The following is a 17,308-nucleotide window of genomic DNA, read 5'->3' as shown; positions in this document are numbered from 1 at the left end:
CAACCTCTGTAGACAAAAACAAGACCATGGTCAAAGGAGGAGTAAAAAAAACTGCCGCGGCAGCCGCGCGGGCTGCCGCCAACCGTCTCATGGCTGATAATCGCCAAGCTCGTCACCAATACGAGATTCTAGAAACGCTCGAAACCGGAATCGAGCTGGTTGGCACTGAAGTCAAGTCAATCCGTAACGGCAAAGCCAACCTACGAGATGGATTTTGCTTAATCCGTAACGGTGAATTACAACTTCATAATGTGCACATTTCTCCCCATAATCACTCTAGTAGCTACTTCAATCACGACCCATTGAGAACGAAAAAGTTACTAGCTCACCGCCGTGAAATCGACAAGCTACAAAAACAGCTCGATAAGAAAGGATTAGCTTTGATTCCTCTTAACATTCATTTAAAAGGCTCTTGGATCAAGCTTACAATTGGTGTTGGTAAAGGTCGAAAGTTACACGACAAACGCGCAGCCAGCAAAGAGAAGCAGTCAAAAAAAGATATCCAAGCTGCCATGGCTCGGTATTGATTAGTCTTAGTTGAGCATCTAGAGCAATAATAGTAAATTTGAATCATAGATATACCTGATTCTTGCATGTGAGAAGTAGGGTGGATCTATCTGTCACTGAATCTAATATCGATTAGGAGTTTACCACAGTATGAGGAATATAGTGTTCGCATTAAATATTATTATTTTGCTGTAGCTAATTAACCTGATAAAATCAATAGAATAGTTCGGTTATCATTCTCCCACCAGTTAAGTGTTGCCGTACTTCTTAATAAATCACAAATTAAAACATACGTTTAAACAAGATAACTACCTCACAAATCTAGCCCTCGCCACTCGGAACTATCATTTTCCCCAGAGGAGATTTTTTCTGTGAACAGCGCCAAGAACGCGCGACCTCAAGTCTATGCAAATGCAAGTTTTAGGTTCGTTCAGGCTCCACAAGCTCGCTGACGACCCTACGCTTGGACTTCCAGGGCGAATACGACAAGATTTTTTAGGTTGGTTGCCTCATCTGGAACCTGTTTTGTTTTACTGTGGTCAGCCTGCCAGGTCAACCTTGGGTTACAGAACGTATAAGAAATACAACCGCGAGAACGCTGCTGAAGTTAGCTGCACAGATCATACGGAACATCTAATAATGCTGATAGGGTCCTCCCAACTGTTTGTTTTACCCATCCACCAGTACTTGCAAGACCGAGCAACTAAGCCTTTACCATCGTGAAACAAGACGAACGACGTCAAGTTATCAAGCAGCAACGTGAACAGCTGATTAGAGACCTGGAATCCCTCTACCTGGCCGCTTTTGACCGACTCGGGGAGCTTGAAGGAAGTGTTGGAGAAATGAAGGTTGCTCAACTCACGCAAATGATCCTAAATTCGAGATCAGCGGCCCTTGAACCGCTGCTTAAAGAAATCGAAAAGCCCCTAATAACCACCCCCGGTGGCGGCCAGATGTGAGTTGGTTGGAACAGCTGGAACTGCAGCTAGATCAGCTAGATCAACGTCTAGCTGATCTCTTACGCAGTAGTAGTACAACACAAGAACAGCTATTCCGAGAGCAACGCAATTGTGATCGGGTACAAGCCTTGCAGCGGCAGCGGCAGCAACTACAACAAAGCGCAGAGCATCAGCGCAAGCAACTATTGCAACTGGCTGAGGATGTAAACACTTGGCGTCATCGGTTAGATAGAGCCCGGCAAGCTAACGCTACTGAACTGGCTAGTCGCGCTGATCAATATCTCCATAGATTAATGGAGCGGGGACGTCAACTCTGGAATGACTTCGATGATTTAGGGCGTCGCTTTAGGGAAGTAGAGCAACAATTGCTGGATTTGCAAACTCAACAAAAAGCGCCCGGCTCTTCTGATTTAGACAAAGATTGGGCGCTGTTTTATGCAGAACTGGAGTTACAAAAACTTCGTGAAGACTCGGGATTGTGACCTGATCAGGTTTTAGGAGTTGGAGGTTTGAGGCTGACTCCTTCGGGTGGCGGCGTTGGATCTGGATCAGCGATCAGCATGTGCTGAAGCACAATCTCAGGACGTTCACTATCCCGCCAGCGGATGCGATAAGCCGGCATTTTAGTGCCGCGGCTGGTGGTCTGTTCCACAGGTTCCATGACCCATCCCCGGCGGGAACGGCCCTGTGGATTGCGCTTAACCACCGCGTCGGCGTGCTTGAAGCGAAACCCTACGCGCTCACCACTCATGAGGATTGGACGATGCCATTTGCCTAATTATCCCATCGCAGGTGCACCCTTTGCTGAAGACTCCGGACGTAAGAGAGGGAAAGCAATCACATCGCGAATGGAAGGGCTATCGGTGAGCAACATCACTAAACGGTCGATCCCAATCCCCAGACCACCAGTGGGGGGCATGCCCACTTCCAATGCCTCGATGAAGTCCTCATCTAAACCTTGCGCTTCCAGGTCTCCAGTAGCTTTGCGGGCCTGCTGTGCCTCAAGCCGCTCCCGCTGATCCACGGGATCAATCAATTCACTAAAAGCATTGGCAGTCTCCCGACCCACAATGAATAGCTCAAAGCGCTCCACTAAACCAGGCTTGCTGCGGTGCTTGCGAGCCAAGGGCGAAATCTCAATCGGGTAATCAATCACAAAGGTGGGCTGAATCAGGTTTGCTTCCACTCGTTGTTCAAAAGCTGCATTGAGCAGACGACCTATGCAGTCAGCGGTGTCCGAAACCTCGAGCCCAACCGCCTCCATTTCTTCAGCCGCCTGTTCTCGGCTCATGAATTCATTGAAATTCAAACCCGTTGCTTTGTACACCAACTCATGCATGGTGGCCCGCCGCCAAGGCGGTGTGAGATCAATTTCTTTGTTTTGGTATGTAATTTGGGTTTTACCACAAACCTGTTGGCATACTTCAGCAATCATTGCTTCTGTAAGCTTCATCATCCCGATGTAGTCTGAATAAGCCTGGTAAACCTCAATCGAAGTGAACTCGGGATTATGACGAGTGCTGGTCCCTTCGTTACGGAAGATACGACCAAGCTCATACACCCGTTCAAAACCACCTACCACTAGACGTTTGAGGTGCAGCTCGGTCGCAATGCGTAAATACAAGGACAAATCAAGAGTATTGTGGTGGGTGACGAACGGCCGCGCATCCGCCCCGCCCACTTCTGATTGCAACACCGGCGTCTCAATCTCAAGAAACTGTCGCTCATCCAACCAGCGTCGAATGCCACTCACCAGCAAGGCTCTACGCCGAAAAGTCTCACGTGACTGGGGGGACACAATCAGGTCAAGATAACGCTGACGGTAGCGCTTCTCCACATCCACCAAACCATGCCATTTGTTGGGCAGCGGTTGCAGGGACTTGCTTAGCATGCGCCAATCATGCACCTTCACCGATAATTCACCACGATCAGTACGACGCAAGCTTCCGCTGACACCCAACCAGTCACCGGTATCTACCAAAGTCGTGATCTGCTTAAACCAGCCTTCCTGTTGTGCTTCCAGACCAGTTTCTTCAAGGAAGAGCTGAATGGTGCCGGTTTCGTCGACAAGGGTGAAAAAGGCAAGCTTGCCTAATACTCGACGGGTCATAACACGACCTGCAATAGACACGGTGACGTCGCGTTCCTCACCATTAAGGAGGTCGGCATGATTTGACTGAAGCTCAGCCATGCGGTGGCTGGGGTTAAAGGTTGAGGCATAGGGACCCTGTCCCAACTCCGCCAAGGTGTTTGCCTTTTCGAGACGGGTATCGCGCAGCTCAGACAAAGCAGCAGCAGGGGTAAGTGAAAAGTCGGTATATATTTTGCCCGTCCAGGGGAATCCTAAGCAGTGGCGGAAGCCTCACCTATGCGCTGGGATGAATAGCCTATACCGCGCACAGTGAGGATTAGTTCAGGGTTTCTTGGGTCAGGTTCAAGCTTGCCACGTAACCTCGCTACGTACACGTCAACTACGCGAAGGTCCGCAGCGCGGCGAGGTGGATAACCCCAGAGCTGTTCCAAGATCTCGGCTCGGGGCACAACGCGACCTGGATCACGGAACAACAGCTCTAACAAACTGAACTCGGTGTAAGTGAGATTGATACGTTCAACACCACGGGTTACCTGACGACGGTTAGTGTCGACTACCAGCTCTCCAAGGCGCAGCACACCTTGGCCTGCCAAAAGCTCGCGGCTTTCCACAACAGCATTACTACGGCCTACTCGACGAAAGATGGTAGAAATTCGAGCTTCAAGTTCTTTTGGGCTAAATGGTTTGGGCAGGTAGTCGTCCGCACCGAGATCGAGACCGGCAACACGTTCGGAAATTGCTTCGACCGCTGACAAAAAGATAATCGGCACACACGACTCGGCGCGAAGACGACGACACACCGCGAAGCCGTCAAGCTTGGGCAACATCACGTCGAGAACTACGAGGTCAGGAGACTCGCTGTGAAATAACTCCAAGGCTTGCTCGCCATCCTCAGCACAGATGACGCGGTATCCAGAAAGCTGCAAACGCATGACCAAGACGCGGCGTACCGCGGCTTCGTCATCAACAACCAGGACTGTTGTACCCGATTGCGACGGCAAGTCATCCGTCATCGGCACCACGCTTAATGAGTCGAAACTTTACCGGTCAGGGGATCAAAACAGAAACAAAAGCATTGTCCTACAAGCTGGTTATCGATTATTTTAAGAATCGAGCCTTTTTAAGGGTTCGCGAGAAGCCGCGTAATAATCCCATTCATCAGAGGCGGTCTTTAGCGCCTCATCGCTGCCGATCTGGCCCAGCATGGCACGCTGTAACTGGGTGTAAAGAATCTTTTGTAACTGCTTAATTCCTGGTAAGGCCGGTACCAAAACTCGTGCTCGCTTCAACGTGATGGCCGACAGTAAACGAGCCTGACGAATTTGCTGTTGCTCGGCAGTCATTATTCGTTCCTGCTGCAACTGAGCAAGAACCATCGCTAAGGCTTTTGTCGACGACGGAAGCACCTGTGCTTCATTGGCGAAACGCAGCTGGTTGGCAGCACCGGTAAGGAACAGGGCCAGTTTAACTGCCAAGGCCTGCTTTTTGCTCTGACGGGGCACGGCCAACATCATTAGGGCTACATTGGCTGTACCATCTATGCCCGTGACCGGAGGATGCGACTCGGTCACTGCGGCGACCCTAGGAGCATTGGTTTGAATGCTGCGCAAGAACTCCGCTCCTGTGGCCGCCATGGCTAAGTCTTCGCTCTGGAACAACTCAATAGCCCGTCGCTGACCCTGACTCACCACTTCACGAGGTAGTAACCCCTCCTGATAGAGCTCGGTCCAAAATCGAAAAGCGCGTAAGCCAGCGGCACTATTAAAGGCTGATCGTCGGCGCGCATCCAGCAGCGTGACTCCCATTTGCACCAAGACCTCGAGCATCTCGACGGAGTCATCCGGAACCATTGTAAGAAAAAGGCCGTAACGCCCTGTCCGTTCGCGGATGCGCTTGGCAAACGCTGGAACTTGATCCCAGCAAGTCGGCGGCGATGCAATGCCGGCTTGATCCAAGAGTTGGCGATTCACTAAGCTGAGCCGGACTGTGAGATACCAAGGCACAGCAAACTGCCCAGCTTCTTGGTTGCGGCAAGCCTGCCAAACTGATGGTAGATAGCGTTTTGCAGCGCTTGATGGCAATAAAGGCGTGAGATTTGTCAACCCTCCTTTACTAGCTAGACTGGCCGCAAAGGGGGGATTCAGATTCACCACATCCGGTGCTGTACGGGCGTAAACTGAGGATAGAAGTTTGCGTTCCACTGAACCCCAAGGTAGATCGGACCAGCGCAGTGGATTTTGGGGATAGACTGTTGCCCAGGCTGCCGTCAGATCGGTAAAGTAGGGATTGAACTTAGGAGCCAGCTGTAAGGTCCATAGATTCAGCTCCGGGCCGTGGTAACGGCGCCCACAAGCCGCCAATCCGGCGGCAACCCCTGATAGCAGCAATTTTCGACGTGTCAGCTGAATACTCATGACAGAGCCTTTGTACGCCAAAGCAATAACTGCAAAGACACCATCATTGGAGCCAGTAAACCTGTAATTAAGGCTTGACTCCATAGGGTCTGCCACCCCCAACTTTGCATTAAAGGATGGAGACTCCCGCCTTGGCAAATCAGTAGTTGCAATAGAAGACTCAATCCCAGGCCAACCGATCCGATCCAGGCCAACAAACCCAGATTTAAGCTGCGTTGGATAGTCCTACCCTGACGACCCAGCTGTCCCCACCACCAACCCAATACGAGAAGTGCCGGAATCTGGCTTAGCTCGCCAAGATTGAGACCATCAAGAATGAGTCCTAACGCGACACCGGCCAAACCACCAGACACAGGACCATCAACCAGAGCCCAAGGCAATAACCACAACAGTACCCAGGCCGGTCCTACGCCATCAATACTGAGCCATCTTGGAGAGCCCAGTACTAACAAAGGCACTAAAAGGGCCGAGGCTACACAGATCGGTTGTCGGTGCAATCGAGCCATGCCTAACGAGTGCGTACCTGAACCCAATCAATGGCCTCGGGAGTAGCGATCAACTGCACCATCGCGATCGGTGCCGGTACGGCACGACTATCAATCGATTGGATCACCCCAATTGATACATTCGGAGGCAACAGTGTGCTAGCGGGAGAGGTGGTCACAAGATCCCCCGGCCGCGCATCTGGATCTTTGTCAATGAAACGCAATGCAAGGCGACTGTTGCCGTGACCTACTAACAAGCCATGACTACGAGAGCGGGGGAGCCATACTCCAATCTCATGTCCTGGCGCTGTAAGCAACTTTACCCGAGATGTTGCCGGCGTCACGCTAGCAACCCGACCAACCAAACCACCTGGTCCAAGTACAGCATTCCCTACGCTCAACCCATGCAGCGCACCTTTACCAAGCTCTAGTTGCTGCCACCAACCCCGAGGTGACCGAGCAATCACGGCTGCTGCCACATCTCCTCGGCTTGATCCATCGCGCTGGAGCTCCAACAACTGCCGTAGTCGGCGGTTGTCTTGTTCTAATAACTGCAAACGAGCCTGATTCTCTAGATCGGTTGCGGAAACGATCCAATCGCGCTGTGTTGGTCCCGGCCAGAACGGACGGGTAATCAACGCATAAATATCCGTGAAACCCACCCCTTTACTGAAACGCACCAGCAACAAACCGACCACCAATAGTGACCAGAGACTGAGTTGTCCCAACCCGCGCCGACGGCTCCTGCCGGGCCGAAGGAACGGGGTCATGGCCTCAGGCGTTAGACGTAGAACGGACAAACTCTGGCGTATCCACTACCCGCTTCAGACGTTCCCAATCCTCTAACACTTGACCACAACCATTCACAACGCACAACAGAGGATCTTCAGCAATATGAACAAAAATGCCGGTCTCATGACTAATTAAGTCACTGATACCGCGTACTAATGCACCACCGCCGGCTAACATGATACCGCGGTCAACGATGTCAGCAGCCAATTCTGGCGGTGTACGCTCCAGGGTGCGTTTCACCGCCTCTACGATTACATTCAGAGGCTCAGCAATCGCCTCACGCAAGTCGCCAGCCTTGAGATTGATGGTTCGAGGAAGTCCGGAAACCAAATGTAGACCGCGTACATCCATTGATTGCTGATCAAACTCATCATCTAAAAAGGCGGAACCGATCCGAATCTTGATGTCCTCCGCGGTGCGCTCACCTACCACCATGTTGTGCACCTTTTTTAGGTATACACCAATCGCATCACTAATCTCGTCTCCAGCTACTCGTACTGATTCACTGAGAACTGTGCCGCCAAGACTAATTACTGCCACTTCGGCAGTACCGCCTCCGATATCCACAATCATTGTGCCTACTGGTTCGGTGACGGGAAGACCAGCGCCGATTGCAGCTGCCACAGGCTCATCAATTAAGTGAACCTCTCGAGCACCTGCCATTCCAGCTTCACGAACAGCACGGCGTTCTACACCGGTAACGCCGCTTGGAATCCCTACTACTAAACGAGGCGCCAAGATGCCACGACCTTCATTGCCCTTGGCAATGAAGGTCTTAAGCATTTGCTCGGCCGCATCGAAATCAGCGATTACACCGTCTCTCAATGGACGAACGGCACGAATGTTGCTAGGGGTACGACCCAACATCAATTTTGCTTCATCGCCCACGGCCAAAGTGGTACCCCGCTCTAAATCGAGCGCCACTACAGAGGGCTCCTGCAAAACAATGCCTCGACCAGAGACATAAATTAAGGTATTAGCAGTGCCAAGGTCGATGCCGATATCACGCGACAGCTGAAAACGACGAAACAGCACGGATACCGTGGCTTGAGTCGTTGGATCATAAGGGCGAACTCGAGAGTTGCTTGCTACAACTGGTCGCCTGGATAAAACCTTCTCAATTCGGCTATTTCAGCCTTGGCGCAACATGACAAACATCATTCATCATTCAGGGGTAGTTTTTCAATGAGCGTCAATTCTGTCACTCTTGTTGGTCGTGCCGGTCGCGACCCCGAAGTGCGCTATTTCGAATCTGGCAACATGGTGGCCAATTGCACCATGGCTGTCAACCGCCGCCGCCGCGATGACGAGCCGGATTGGTTCAATCTGGAAATCTGGGGCAAACAAGCCCAGGTGGCCGCTGATTATGTGAAAAAGGGATCCCTACTAGGAATCATCGGCAGCTTCAAATTAGATCGTTGGACTGATCGAAACAATGGGGAGGAGCGCACCAAACCCGTCATACGCGTGGATCGTCTTGAATTACTAAGTTCTAAGCGAGACAACCAAGAAGCCAGAGGCAGCAACTTCGGCGATCAAGCCTTAGAAGAGGAAATTCCTTTCTGAGACCACTCACAACTTAATCAACGGAATTGCGGCGATGCCAGATATGTAAACCAATCCAGATTACAGCGCTCGCTATGGCGACTACAATTATCACTTTGATTACTTTCGAAACGGGATCGATCCAAAGCCCAATGTTGCTATAGCCCTCTCCCATCACTATGCCGGCCACAGTGAGAAGAATCATCCAAATAAGACTACTAGCGGTCGTCCATACCAGAAATAGCGTAAGGGGCATCATCTCAATGCCTGCGGGAACGGAGACCAGGGTACGAATACCTGGGACAAGTCGTCCCCAGAAGACTAATGCTGTGCCATAACGGCTAAACCAACGACGATTTCGGTCGAGTTGTTTTGGACTAATCCCAATCCAGTGGCCATGGTGACTGAGCCAAAGTTCAATACGTTCCTCATTGACTAGACGACCAATTCCATACCAAGATAAAGCTCCAAGTACGGTTCCCAAAAGACCTGCCAACACAACCGGCAGTAACTGCAGTTGTCCTTGCTGCACATAAAAGCCTCCCAAAGGCATGATTAACTCTGAGGGGATAGGGGGAAACAGATTTTCCAAAAACATCGCCGTAAAAATTGCGATGTATCCCAGCCACTGATTAGTATCAACTGCTTGATCAATGAGCTCAGGCAAACGGGCAATAAGATCAGAAAGCACCATGGAGCTCGCGTGCAACCGCGCAAATATTCCACAAGGCTTAACAAGATCAGTATCGATAATGGTCAGGTTTGTAGGGGCCTTCTATCGGCACATTAATATAATCGGCTTGATCTTTGCTGAGCTCGGTTAGATTAGCACCGATCTTTTCTAAATGAAGACGAGCCACCATCTCATCAAGATGTTTGGGTAGGACGTACACCCTCTTACCGTATTCATTACTTTTGGTAAATAGCTCAATCTGAGCCAATACCTGATTCGTAAAAGAGTTGCTCATCACGAAGCTCGGGTGACCGGTAGCGCAGCCCAAGTTCACCAAACGACCTTCAGCAAGAAGGATAATCCTGTTGCCGTTAGGTAAGGTGATGTGATCAACCTGGGGTTTTATGTTGTCCCAGGCATAGTCTTTCAATGACGCTACATCAATTTCATTATCGAAATGACCGATATTGCACACGATTGCTTCATCCTTCATCTCTATTAAATGCTCATTTCGAATCACCTGACAGTTACCAGTAGCCGTAACAAAAATGTCCATCTGATCCGCTACATCTTCCAGACGGACAACGCGATAGCCCTCCATCGCTGCTTGCAATGCGCAGATAGGATCCACTTCGGCAATGCATACAATGGCACCAAGACTGCGGAGTGATTGAGCAGATCCTTTACCTACATCGCCATAACCGATTACAAGAGCCTGCTTACCGGCTATCATCGCATCCGTAGCGCGCTTGATGCTGTCCACTAAAGACTCGCGGCAGCCGTAAAGGTTGTCGAATTTACTCTTGGTGACCGAATCGTTGACATTGATGGCAGGGAAGGGCAGCTCACCGCTCTTCTGCATTTTGTAGAGGCGTGCCACACCTGTGGTGGTTTCTTCGGTCACACCTTGGATTGCCGCTCTAGTACAACTATAGAAAGTGGGATCTTCAACGAGCTTCTTTTTGATCGAAGCAAACAAGTAAGTCTCTTCTTTGCTGGAAGGGTTATCGAGAACAGTGATGTCTTGTTCAGCCTTCGTACCAAGTATTAGGAGACCAGTTGCATCTCCACCGTCATCGAGAATCATATTGGGAGCACCGCCATCACTCCACTCGAGGATGCGATGGGTATAAGTCCAATATTCCTCAAGGGTTTCTCCCTTCACCGCAAACACAGGAATACCACGAGCTGCGATAGCAGCCGCTGCATGATCCTGAGTGGAGAAAACATTGCAAGAAGCCCAGCGCACATCTGCACCGAGATCTTTTAAGGTTTCAATCAACACTGCGGTTTGAATTGTCATATGCAAAGAACCGGCAATCCGAGCCCCTTTTAAAGGCTTTTCTTTGCCGTACTTGGCCCGGAGAGCCATCAATCCAGGCATCTCAGTTTCGGCGATATCAAGCTCTTTCCGACCAAAATTGGCCAGGTTGATATCAGCAATGACATAGTCAACGCCGAGCTTAGGCTCGGTCGCGGTTGTGGGCGCTACCACCATGGCCTTCTAGCTCCGTAGGGAGAACATGGACTGGAATTTATGCAGAGGATCCGAAGCTTCGGACTCATGACATCATCACCTTACTGAGTATGTCCATCTATTTGTCCGACCTCAAAGCCACTCAGGCATTGGGCAAGAAAATGAGCAAATGGCTTCCAGCGGGCACCATTCTACTTTTAGAAGGACCACTAGGGACTGGTAAAACCTCATTAGTGCAAGGGATTGCCGCGGGACTCGGTATTTATGAACCTATCACCAGTCCCACTTTTGCTTTGGCCCAGCATTACCCAGATGGGAGTCCACCTCTCATACATCTTGACCTCTATCGCTTGGAGAACCCCAAAACAGCCAACGACATCTTTCTGCAAGAAGATGAAGAAGCCAAAGCTATCGGTGCCTTCCTAGCTGTGGAATGGGCCGTACGCCTCAGCCTGGATTTACCGGAAGCATGGAAAGTAGAACTCTCCCATAAAGACGGAGTGGGTCGATATGCCCAAATCATTGCACCAGGGGGGTCTCAAAATGAACTGAATTGGGTGGCATCGGACCTGATTCATATTCTCGGAAGCTAATGGCTGGCTTATGTATGGCCGCTCCAGCCATCAATAATGTTTCTGTTGGTTTAGAAATAGCCCCACCTCATTATCTGTTGGCTGCGGATCGATGGCACCTGTACCACCGCAAACGAGGGCGCCGCAAGCTGCAGCAAAACGAACTCGCTCCGTCGGTGGAGATTGCCATCTATGCAACAGGCCTGCCATAAAAGCGTCCCCAGCTCCAGTGGTATCCACTACTTGTTTAGGTCGGAACGCCGGCTGCATGCCGGTAACACCATTAAGGAACCAGTGTATTGGTTTAGCGCCGTCGGTCACGACAACATCTGGATGCCGGGGCAATGCCCGGGAGATTACTGTAGGCCGATCTGTGGAGAAGAACCACAGAGCCTCTTCGCGAGCAAGCTTGATGAGCGACGCTTGCTGTAGAAGTGGGCTAATGAGCGAGATCTGTTCTGGCTGAGGGCCAGCAGCTGGGTCTGCTGTTGTATTCCAAAATGTAGGGCGCCAATTCACATCCAGCGCTATAGCAGTATCGCGACATCGCATTTCCTGTAGCGCGGCGCGAAGCGCACTCGCTGAAGCTGGCGACGCCAAAGGGATGGTTCCGATCAGCAACCAGCTCACCCTTGGTAGAGCTTGCTTGGTCAGAGCCTGATCGGCAAAACCCAATCCCCAATTGTTAATAAATCCCTGAAACAGGCGTTCACCCTTTAAGGAACGACGCACCAAAACTATCCGTGATGGTCGTTGCTGATCACGCTGCAAACAAGTTGTATCAATGTGGCGCTCGTCAAACAACTGGCAAAACGCATCGCCGATTGGGTCTAACCCCAAACGACCTGCAAAAACAACAGGTGTTCCTAGTCTGGCCAAGCCGCAGGCCACATTAGCGGGAGCTCCTCCAAGCTGATCATTGACAGGTCGGTCCTGCGATGGATCTCCGCCAAGAGGACCTAGGCGATCAACAAGTGCTTCTCCTAAGCAAAGGATTGTTTTTGTCTTTAACAAACCCACAAAGCACATTTGGTACTTCCATCATTGTGGTGTTGGACCTAGAAAAACGTACGAAATTAAGAATGTGATTCGGAGCCTTTTAGCAAAAGCTGCATTGCCATGACTCGGTCCACCCCCATAACGGGGTAAAGTACTTTTCTTAACCGGATCTAACAACTGAAAAGGAGTAGAAATCAATCGATAGAGACTATTGGAATGGCGCAGTCGCCAGACATAGAGTTGATCATGAGCTTCTGAATCAATATGATGCCTAAAAGAAACACAGCAATCAGGAAAGCACCAAACCCAAATTGGTACTTTGAAGTCCAAGCTTGAATGATATTAAACAAAATCTCAGCGCTAAGATCTTCCTGTGGATCAAATGACAGATAACTATGAAACAGTTCCACGTAACAGAAAAGTCTCATGCCAAATCGTTAAGATGAGTCAAAGCTAACGGAGTGGTTAGCTGTCCAGTACATCGATGGAACTGCTCTTTAAAATGAATATTTCAACACCCAACTAGATAAGAAGAACGTAAACCAAAACAGAGGATTAACAAAAACCACGGCTGAATCTGGGTCTAGATCTCCCAATAGCTCTGTGGCATTCGACAATCGTGGTAAAACCTCGCGCATCGGTGAGGAAGCTGATCAAGTCGATCGAATACCTTCAAGAGTTATTCTGATCTTGGTATATCCCAGCAAATCGTCCGATTTAACACCTGTGCAGTAGCGCAACTCAGTAATAGTTACAATAGTGGCGTCCCAATGGAATAAAAACAGAGGTACGGCTCCAGTTCTAAATGCAAAAAGGCCGCTTGTTCAAGTACTCGGGTGTAAGACGTACTAAATAAAGTGGATCAATTGCCTAACCATTTAGTTCTCGATCGAGTAATTTCTCCTCGCAAATCAATTCCTGCATGAGGTGTCCTTAACAATCAACGATGGCGTACTAAATTCAGCGAAAAAACGTCTATAGGCATTTTGGGCAGGCATGACCCTATAAGAAACAATCTGTTAATCTACATACTCGCCATTCACTAAACGTTCACAGGTTTTGATCAAATAAATGTCAACCAGCAGCAAAATAAAAAATGATTTCATAACTCAGAAAGTAATCAGCAAATAAATAGCGCGGTTGCAATTCAAATGCGCGGAGCACCGCTTTGAGCTTAACTATAACTAGTAGAACATAACGTCCACTAGCCGTTGCTGTTGACGGTATCGGAGATACCGTTAGGAAAATCTTAGGCAAGCAATAATTTTAATGATGATCTTTACGAGCCCGAAGAAAACACTCAAATACGCGAATCATTTGAGAGAAACTAAAATTGACAAATTGAATGGTAGCGGAGTTAGAATTACCTGCAAAAACACCAGGAGATACTGGTCAATTAAGCCTGTCCAATAGTTACGCCAGGCCTCAGTCGAGCCAAGAATAAAAGTGAACACGCCCTACCTTTAAAACAACTTCGAATACATGCAAGATGATGTTCTCAGTTAGCTATCATCTCAGCTACAGAAAAAATCCGTCTAGTTCAATTGCAGGGCACAGTGCATAGACAATTTGATTTCCATGTTTCTAAACAAAAATAGGCATTTTTCTCGAAGAAAAAGCTTCTAGAACCGGTTATAACAATTCCTTGGTTGTATAAATTTGCCGTAACAGACGGAGTAGATAAAGTAGCCATAACTCTGATGTAAGCTTACTAAAAGATCTAGCGGTAGCAACTCAAAATCCAACACATAAAAACTATGTGATTTCAATTTATGCATAATGTTTTGTGTAAAACAACTTACAGCCGTAACAGTTTTATAGGATGAGTCAATTGAGAAACGCTTTTGGCAGATCGAAGCCAACGAAGCTTACCAACCCTGCGGAACATCTGTTAGACAGATATACTCAAATAATAATTATGCATATAAATATTATTCTGTTCGATCTAAATACAAGCAACTATAAAGCGTATACATTGATCAGATCCGCGACAGCTTGTGCATCAATACCAGCTACCTTGCGAATAAAACCGTAGTCGACGGAACGACAAAAATGTAGAAGCTTTGGCGTCAGTTCCATATTTAGAGCTTGCGTTCTCGTAGGATCAGGATTACAAAAAACGACGTTGGAAGACTTCCATTCGGCGCCAATACGAATTGCATGATTTACCCAGTAATACTCGTCAGCTAATTCTAGTAAAGGAAAGCTCATTATACTTGCATTCTCGCAAATTCTGCAAAAATCATTACGCGTCATTATAAAAAACATATTTTGCTTTTTTAGTTGATTGATAGGAAGCCCAAAATAAGGTGCAATACGAGCAAATCGCATTGCGTTAGCAATAGTCTGCTGTTGATCTAGTCCCACCTTCTGCTGCAATGAAAAACGCGTTTGTTTACAGAAAGATTGAATCCAATCAAAAGGCTGCAACGGTAGCATGTCGCCTGAAACTAAAACCATCGAATCACAGCCATCATCGACTGCTATAGACAGTAAACGTTGAGTCGCTGCAACAAGACTTCGGTCACCCCAAGCTGTATCCAATGGCTCTAGATCAATACAGGATTCAGAAAGTACAGGTCGAGGTGATGATGTTTTGGCATGTACATAAAGCCCAAATGAATTAGGCATTGCAGAATGCAAAAATTGTTCCCAGAGGGAACAATTATTCAGACTTTCTTTGACTAAGAAACAAAAGCCGGTTTTCATCCTTTGCTCAATAAATTCTATAAACTTTAGAGTAACATGTTAAAAATTAAGTTTGCAATAGCTTCTAAGCTTTTACTCGCTAATCTAAACCTACCTTCTTTATATAATGTAATTTTGATTTGTATCAAAATTACAATTGTAGCTACTAATATTGTTTTTCTAAATAAAGTTACGCATAAATAGCTAAAAATATAATTAATCTAGTTATTTACTTAGTCTAATTATGTAGAAAATTACATTATCTTACGGAACTTTTATTCGCCTAATTTTGTTGAAATACTTTTTATTCTTAGCAATAAAACTGGTTACTAGAAACTAAAAAATAATATCGAAATTTTATGCCATAAAGTAAACTATTGTATATAGCAGCACTTTTGCGCTATATGAACAACTCAATCTCTTCAATTATCTTGAAATTCGAAAAATTGATATAAATTGGTTGATTACAGCCGAAAAACAGAAAAATTACTTTTAGAATAAATGCCCTTCAACACAGTTTTTATATCCGCAAATTATTCAAAGCCGTAACACAATAACGAAAAAATCTAAACATCTGCACACTTGGATTATCTCGCAGATCTTGGTTATTAGAACTATACAAAAATAACCTATCACAATTTCAATTCGAAGCTTAGGAACTGTTAACTGACATCTGACTAGCAGCAACGCCATTACTCTTCAGATTAATAACTTATCAACCTTAAAGTAGAGAAACTAACGGAATCAAAGAAGAAGAGTGCGTTTAGATGTGATGATCGGACTGGCTTTGGGACGCCTTAGTTCTAGAATTCTCTGATGGTTGGACTGACATGACCAGCGCTGCCAAGCGATCTGAGTCTCGCCAGCAACAACCATGAGGTACTGTGATCTTTGATGAACTAACGATAGATACCGTGCTCTTATTAAGTGTTTTTACCCCAGGTTGTATGCGGCAGTAAAAAAAGAAGCGACTATTTGCGCCGCGGACCTTTAGGCGCCAAAGTTCAATACCAGTACACGCTCTCTGAATGACTGCTACCTTCTCCCCGATGCAGGCGTTCTGGACATGGGAGAGTCACCGAGTTGGATGGTCGTTGGCCGGGGATCAAACAGCATCAATAGCGGTGCTATTAATTCATGGATTCGGAGCCAACGCTAGCCATTGGCGCTTCAACCAACCCGTTCTTGCTGAACTGGCTCCTACCTATGCCATCGACCTGCTTGGTTTTGGACGAAGTGATCAGCCTCGTGCCAGACTCCAAGATGAGCCTGTAAATAGTTCAGCCGTTTGCTACAGCTTTGATCTTTGGGGACATCAAACCGCTGATTTTTGTCGGGCTGTGATCAACCGACCGATGGTACTCGTTGGTAACTCCATCGGTGGAGTGGTGGCCCTAAGGGCCGCTCAACTGCTGGGACCGGACCGTTGCCGGCGTGTGATGCTCATCAATTGCGCCCAACGGCTCATGGACGACAAGCAATTAGTGACGCAACCTGCCTGGATGACCTGGATCCGCCCCCTCCTAAAAAAAATGGTGCGCCAGCATTGGTTGAGTACGATTCTATTTAAGAATGCTGCCCACCCTGGCGTCATCCGAAATATATTGAAGCAAGCCTACCCCAGTGGCCAAAACATCGATGATGAGCTAGTCGAACTCATTTACCAACCAACTCAACGCGACGGCGCAGCCGAAGCGTTTCACGGTTTCATTAATCTATTCAATGACCACTTAGCACCACAATTGATGAAAAAGCTGATGGTACCGGTTGATTTAGTTTGGGGAGAACAAGACCCCTGGGAACCACTTGCTGAAGCCAAGCGTTGGGCCGAGCAGATCAGTTGTGTGAACTCGTTCAATGTAATCCCTGGAGCCGGTCATTGCCCGCATGATGAAACACCAGACGCTGTGAATACACTGCTTAAAGAGAGGCTTAAGTTGATTATGGAATCTTCTCGAGCAACTCATAGGTCAGCCTCTTAGACCAACGGGCAGGTTAATAATATTAAGTATTTCAATCCTATACTTGACGGATCGCCTTGTGATTCTTAATCAACCCACTGACACTTTAGAAGTTTCAAAGCTATCATACGTCAAAGTTGAGTG

Annotated in this window: 20 protein-coding genes; 8 read left to right on the top strand and 12 right to left on the bottom strand. The window is 47.9% G+C overall.

Translation table 11 applies throughout. The features are described from left to right. Window positions 1–26: 26 nt before the first annotated feature. The 4 genes from smpB to ABWV55_RS01805 all read left to right on the top strand — a co-directional run bounded on the left by smpB (window position 27) and on the right by ABWV55_RS01805 (window position 1,948). Complete coding sequence (smpB, locus tag ABWV55_RS01820) at window positions 27–527, top strand: SsrA-binding protein SmpB (RefSeq protein ID WP_353292048.1); 501 nt, start codon at window positions 27–29, stop codon at window positions 525–527. Between the two features lie 391 nt (window positions 528–918). Continuing rightward, a complete protein-coding gene (locus ABWV55_RS01815; protein ID WP_353292047.1) occupies window positions 919–1,230 on the top strand; it encodes a hypothetical protein in 312 nt (103 codons plus the stop codon). Then, window positions 1,227–1,466, top strand: a complete 240-nt coding sequence (locus ABWV55_RS01810; protein WP_353292046.1) for a hercynine metabolism small protein — start codon at window positions 1,227–1,229, stop codon at window positions 1,464–1,466. The genes ABWV55_RS01815 and ABWV55_RS01810 overlap by 4 nt, the downstream gene beginning before the upstream one ends. Then, a complete protein-coding gene (locus tag ABWV55_RS01805; protein ID WP_353292045.1) occupies window positions 1,463–1,948 on the top strand; it encodes a hercynine metabolism protein in 486 nt (161 codons plus the stop codon). Before ABWV55_RS01810 ends, ABWV55_RS01805 begins: the two co-directional genes overlap by 4 nt. A gap of 5 nt (window positions 1,949–1,953) precedes the next feature. Here ABWV55_RS01805 and ABWV55_RS01800 read toward each other — a convergent pair whose 3' ends face one another. The 7 genes from ABWV55_RS01800 to ABWV55_RS01770 form a co-directional block, all read right to left on the bottom strand. Next, window positions 1,954–2,217, bottom strand: coding sequence for a hypothetical protein (locus ABWV55_RS01800; RefSeq protein ID WP_353292044.1), 264 nt, complete (start codon window positions 2,215–2,217; stop codon window positions 1,954–1,956). A gap of 27 nt (window positions 2,218–2,244) precedes the next feature. Beyond that, window positions 2,245–3,753 (bottom strand): lysine--tRNA ligase, encoded by a 1,509-nt coding sequence (gene lysS, locus ABWV55_RS01795; RefSeq protein ID WP_353292043.1) that lies wholly within the window; start codon window positions 3,751–3,753, stop codon window positions 2,245–2,247. 56 nt (window positions 3,754–3,809) lie between these two features. Beyond that, complete coding sequence (gene rpaB / locus ABWV55_RS01790) at window positions 3,810–4,571, bottom strand: response regulator transcription factor RpaB (protein WP_353292042.1); 762 nt, start codon at window positions 4,569–4,571, stop codon at window positions 3,810–3,812. 90 nt (window positions 4,572–4,661) lie between these two features. Further along, window positions 4,662–5,972, bottom strand: coding sequence for an extracellular solute-binding protein (locus tag ABWV55_RS01785; protein WP_353292041.1), 1,311 nt, complete (start codon window positions 5,970–5,972; stop codon window positions 4,662–4,664). After that, entirely contained in the window at window positions 5,969–6,478 is a 510-nt protein-coding gene (locus ABWV55_RS01780; RefSeq protein WP_353292040.1) for a rod shape-determining protein MreD, read from the bottom strand. Before ABWV55_RS01780 ends, ABWV55_RS01785 begins: the two co-directional genes overlap by 4 nt. 2 nt (window positions 6,479–6,480) lie before the next feature. Continuing rightward, the gene (gene mreC, locus ABWV55_RS01775) at window positions 6,481–7,227 is read right to left on the bottom strand and encodes a rod shape-determining protein MreC (RefSeq protein ID WP_353292039.1); all 747 of its coding nucleotides are present in this window, start codon (window positions 7,225–7,227) and stop codon (window positions 6,481–6,483) included. Window positions 7,228–7,231: 4 nt separating this feature from the next. Then, on the bottom strand, window positions 7,232–8,284 hold the full coding sequence (locus ABWV55_RS01770; protein ID WP_353292038.1) for a rod shape-determining protein: 1,053 nt from the start codon (window positions 8,282–8,284) through the stop codon (window positions 7,232–7,234). A gap of 150 nt (window positions 8,285–8,434) precedes the next feature. Between ABWV55_RS01770 and ABWV55_RS01765 the strand changes: the two genes are divergently transcribed. After that, window positions 8,435–8,815: a single-stranded DNA-binding protein gene (locus ABWV55_RS01765; RefSeq protein ID WP_353292037.1), complete on the top strand. Its 381-nt coding sequence runs from the start codon at window positions 8,435–8,437 to the stop codon at window positions 8,813–8,815. Between the two features lie 13 nt (window positions 8,816–8,828). Here ABWV55_RS01765 and ABWV55_RS01760 read toward each other — a convergent pair whose 3' ends face one another. Together ABWV55_RS01760 and ahcY are read right to left on the bottom strand one after the other, a co-directional pair. Continuing rightward, window positions 8,829–9,488 (bottom strand): DedA family protein, encoded by a 660-nt coding sequence (locus ABWV55_RS01760; RefSeq protein ID WP_353292036.1) that lies wholly within the window; start codon window positions 9,486–9,488, stop codon window positions 8,829–8,831. Window positions 9,489–9,534: 46 nt separating this feature from the next. Then, the gene (gene ahcY, locus ABWV55_RS01755; RefSeq protein ID WP_353292035.1) at window positions 9,535–10,965 is read right to left on the bottom strand and encodes an adenosylhomocysteinase; all 1,431 of its coding nucleotides are present in this window, start codon (window positions 10,963–10,965) and stop codon (window positions 9,535–9,537) included. Between ahcY and tsaE the strand changes: the two genes are divergently transcribed. Continuing rightward, window positions 10,947–11,537: a tRNA (adenosine(37)-N6)-threonylcarbamoyltransferase complex ATPase subunit type 1 TsaE gene (gene tsaE, locus ABWV55_RS01750; RefSeq protein WP_353292034.1), complete on the top strand. Its 591-nt coding sequence runs from the start codon at window positions 10,947–10,949 to the stop codon at window positions 11,535–11,537. The genes ahcY and tsaE overlap by 19 nt on opposite strands. Before the next feature lie 30 nt (window positions 11,538–11,567). On the opposite strand, the gene ABWV55_RS01745 is transcribed toward tsaE, so the two are convergent. Beyond that, window positions 11,568–12,536 (bottom strand): carbohydrate kinase, encoded by a 969-nt coding sequence (locus tag ABWV55_RS01745; RefSeq protein ID WP_353292033.1) that lies wholly within the window; start codon window positions 12,534–12,536, stop codon window positions 11,568–11,570. Between the two features lie 582 nt (window positions 12,537–13,118). On the opposite strand from ABWV55_RS01745, the gene ABWV55_RS01740 reads away from it, so the two are divergent. After that, entirely contained in the window at window positions 13,119–13,250 is a 132-nt protein-coding gene (locus ABWV55_RS01740) for a hypothetical protein (protein ID WP_353292032.1), read from the top strand. A gap of 1,224 nt (window positions 13,251–14,474) precedes the next feature. On the opposite strand, the gene ABWV55_RS01735 is transcribed toward ABWV55_RS01740, so the two are convergent. Together ABWV55_RS01735 and ABWV55_RS01730 are read right to left on the bottom strand one after the other, a co-directional pair. After that, entirely contained in the window at window positions 14,475–15,224 is a 750-nt protein-coding gene (locus ABWV55_RS01735) for a beta-1,6-N-acetylglucosaminyltransferase (protein WP_353292031.1), read from the bottom strand. A gap of 723 nt (window positions 15,225–15,947) precedes the next feature. After that, on the bottom strand, window positions 15,948–16,079 hold the full coding sequence (locus ABWV55_RS01730; RefSeq protein WP_353292030.1) for a hypothetical protein: 132 nt from the start codon (window positions 16,077–16,079) through the stop codon (window positions 15,948–15,950). A gap of 152 nt (window positions 16,080–16,231) precedes the next feature. Between ABWV55_RS01730 and ABWV55_RS01725 the strand changes: the two genes are divergently transcribed. Further along, a complete protein-coding gene (locus tag ABWV55_RS01725) occupies window positions 16,232–17,185 on the top strand; it encodes an alpha/beta fold hydrolase (RefSeq protein ID WP_353292029.1) in 954 nt (317 codons plus the stop codon). Window positions 17,186–17,308 lie beyond the last annotated feature (123 nt).

This window comes from Synechococcus sp. M16CYN (assembly GCF_040371545.1).
In the GTDB taxonomy this organism is placed as follows: Bacteria; Cyanobacteriota; Cyanobacteriia; order PCC-6307; family Cyanobiaceae; genus Parasynechococcus.
This window is presented reverse-complemented; position numbering and strand designations above follow the sequence as displayed.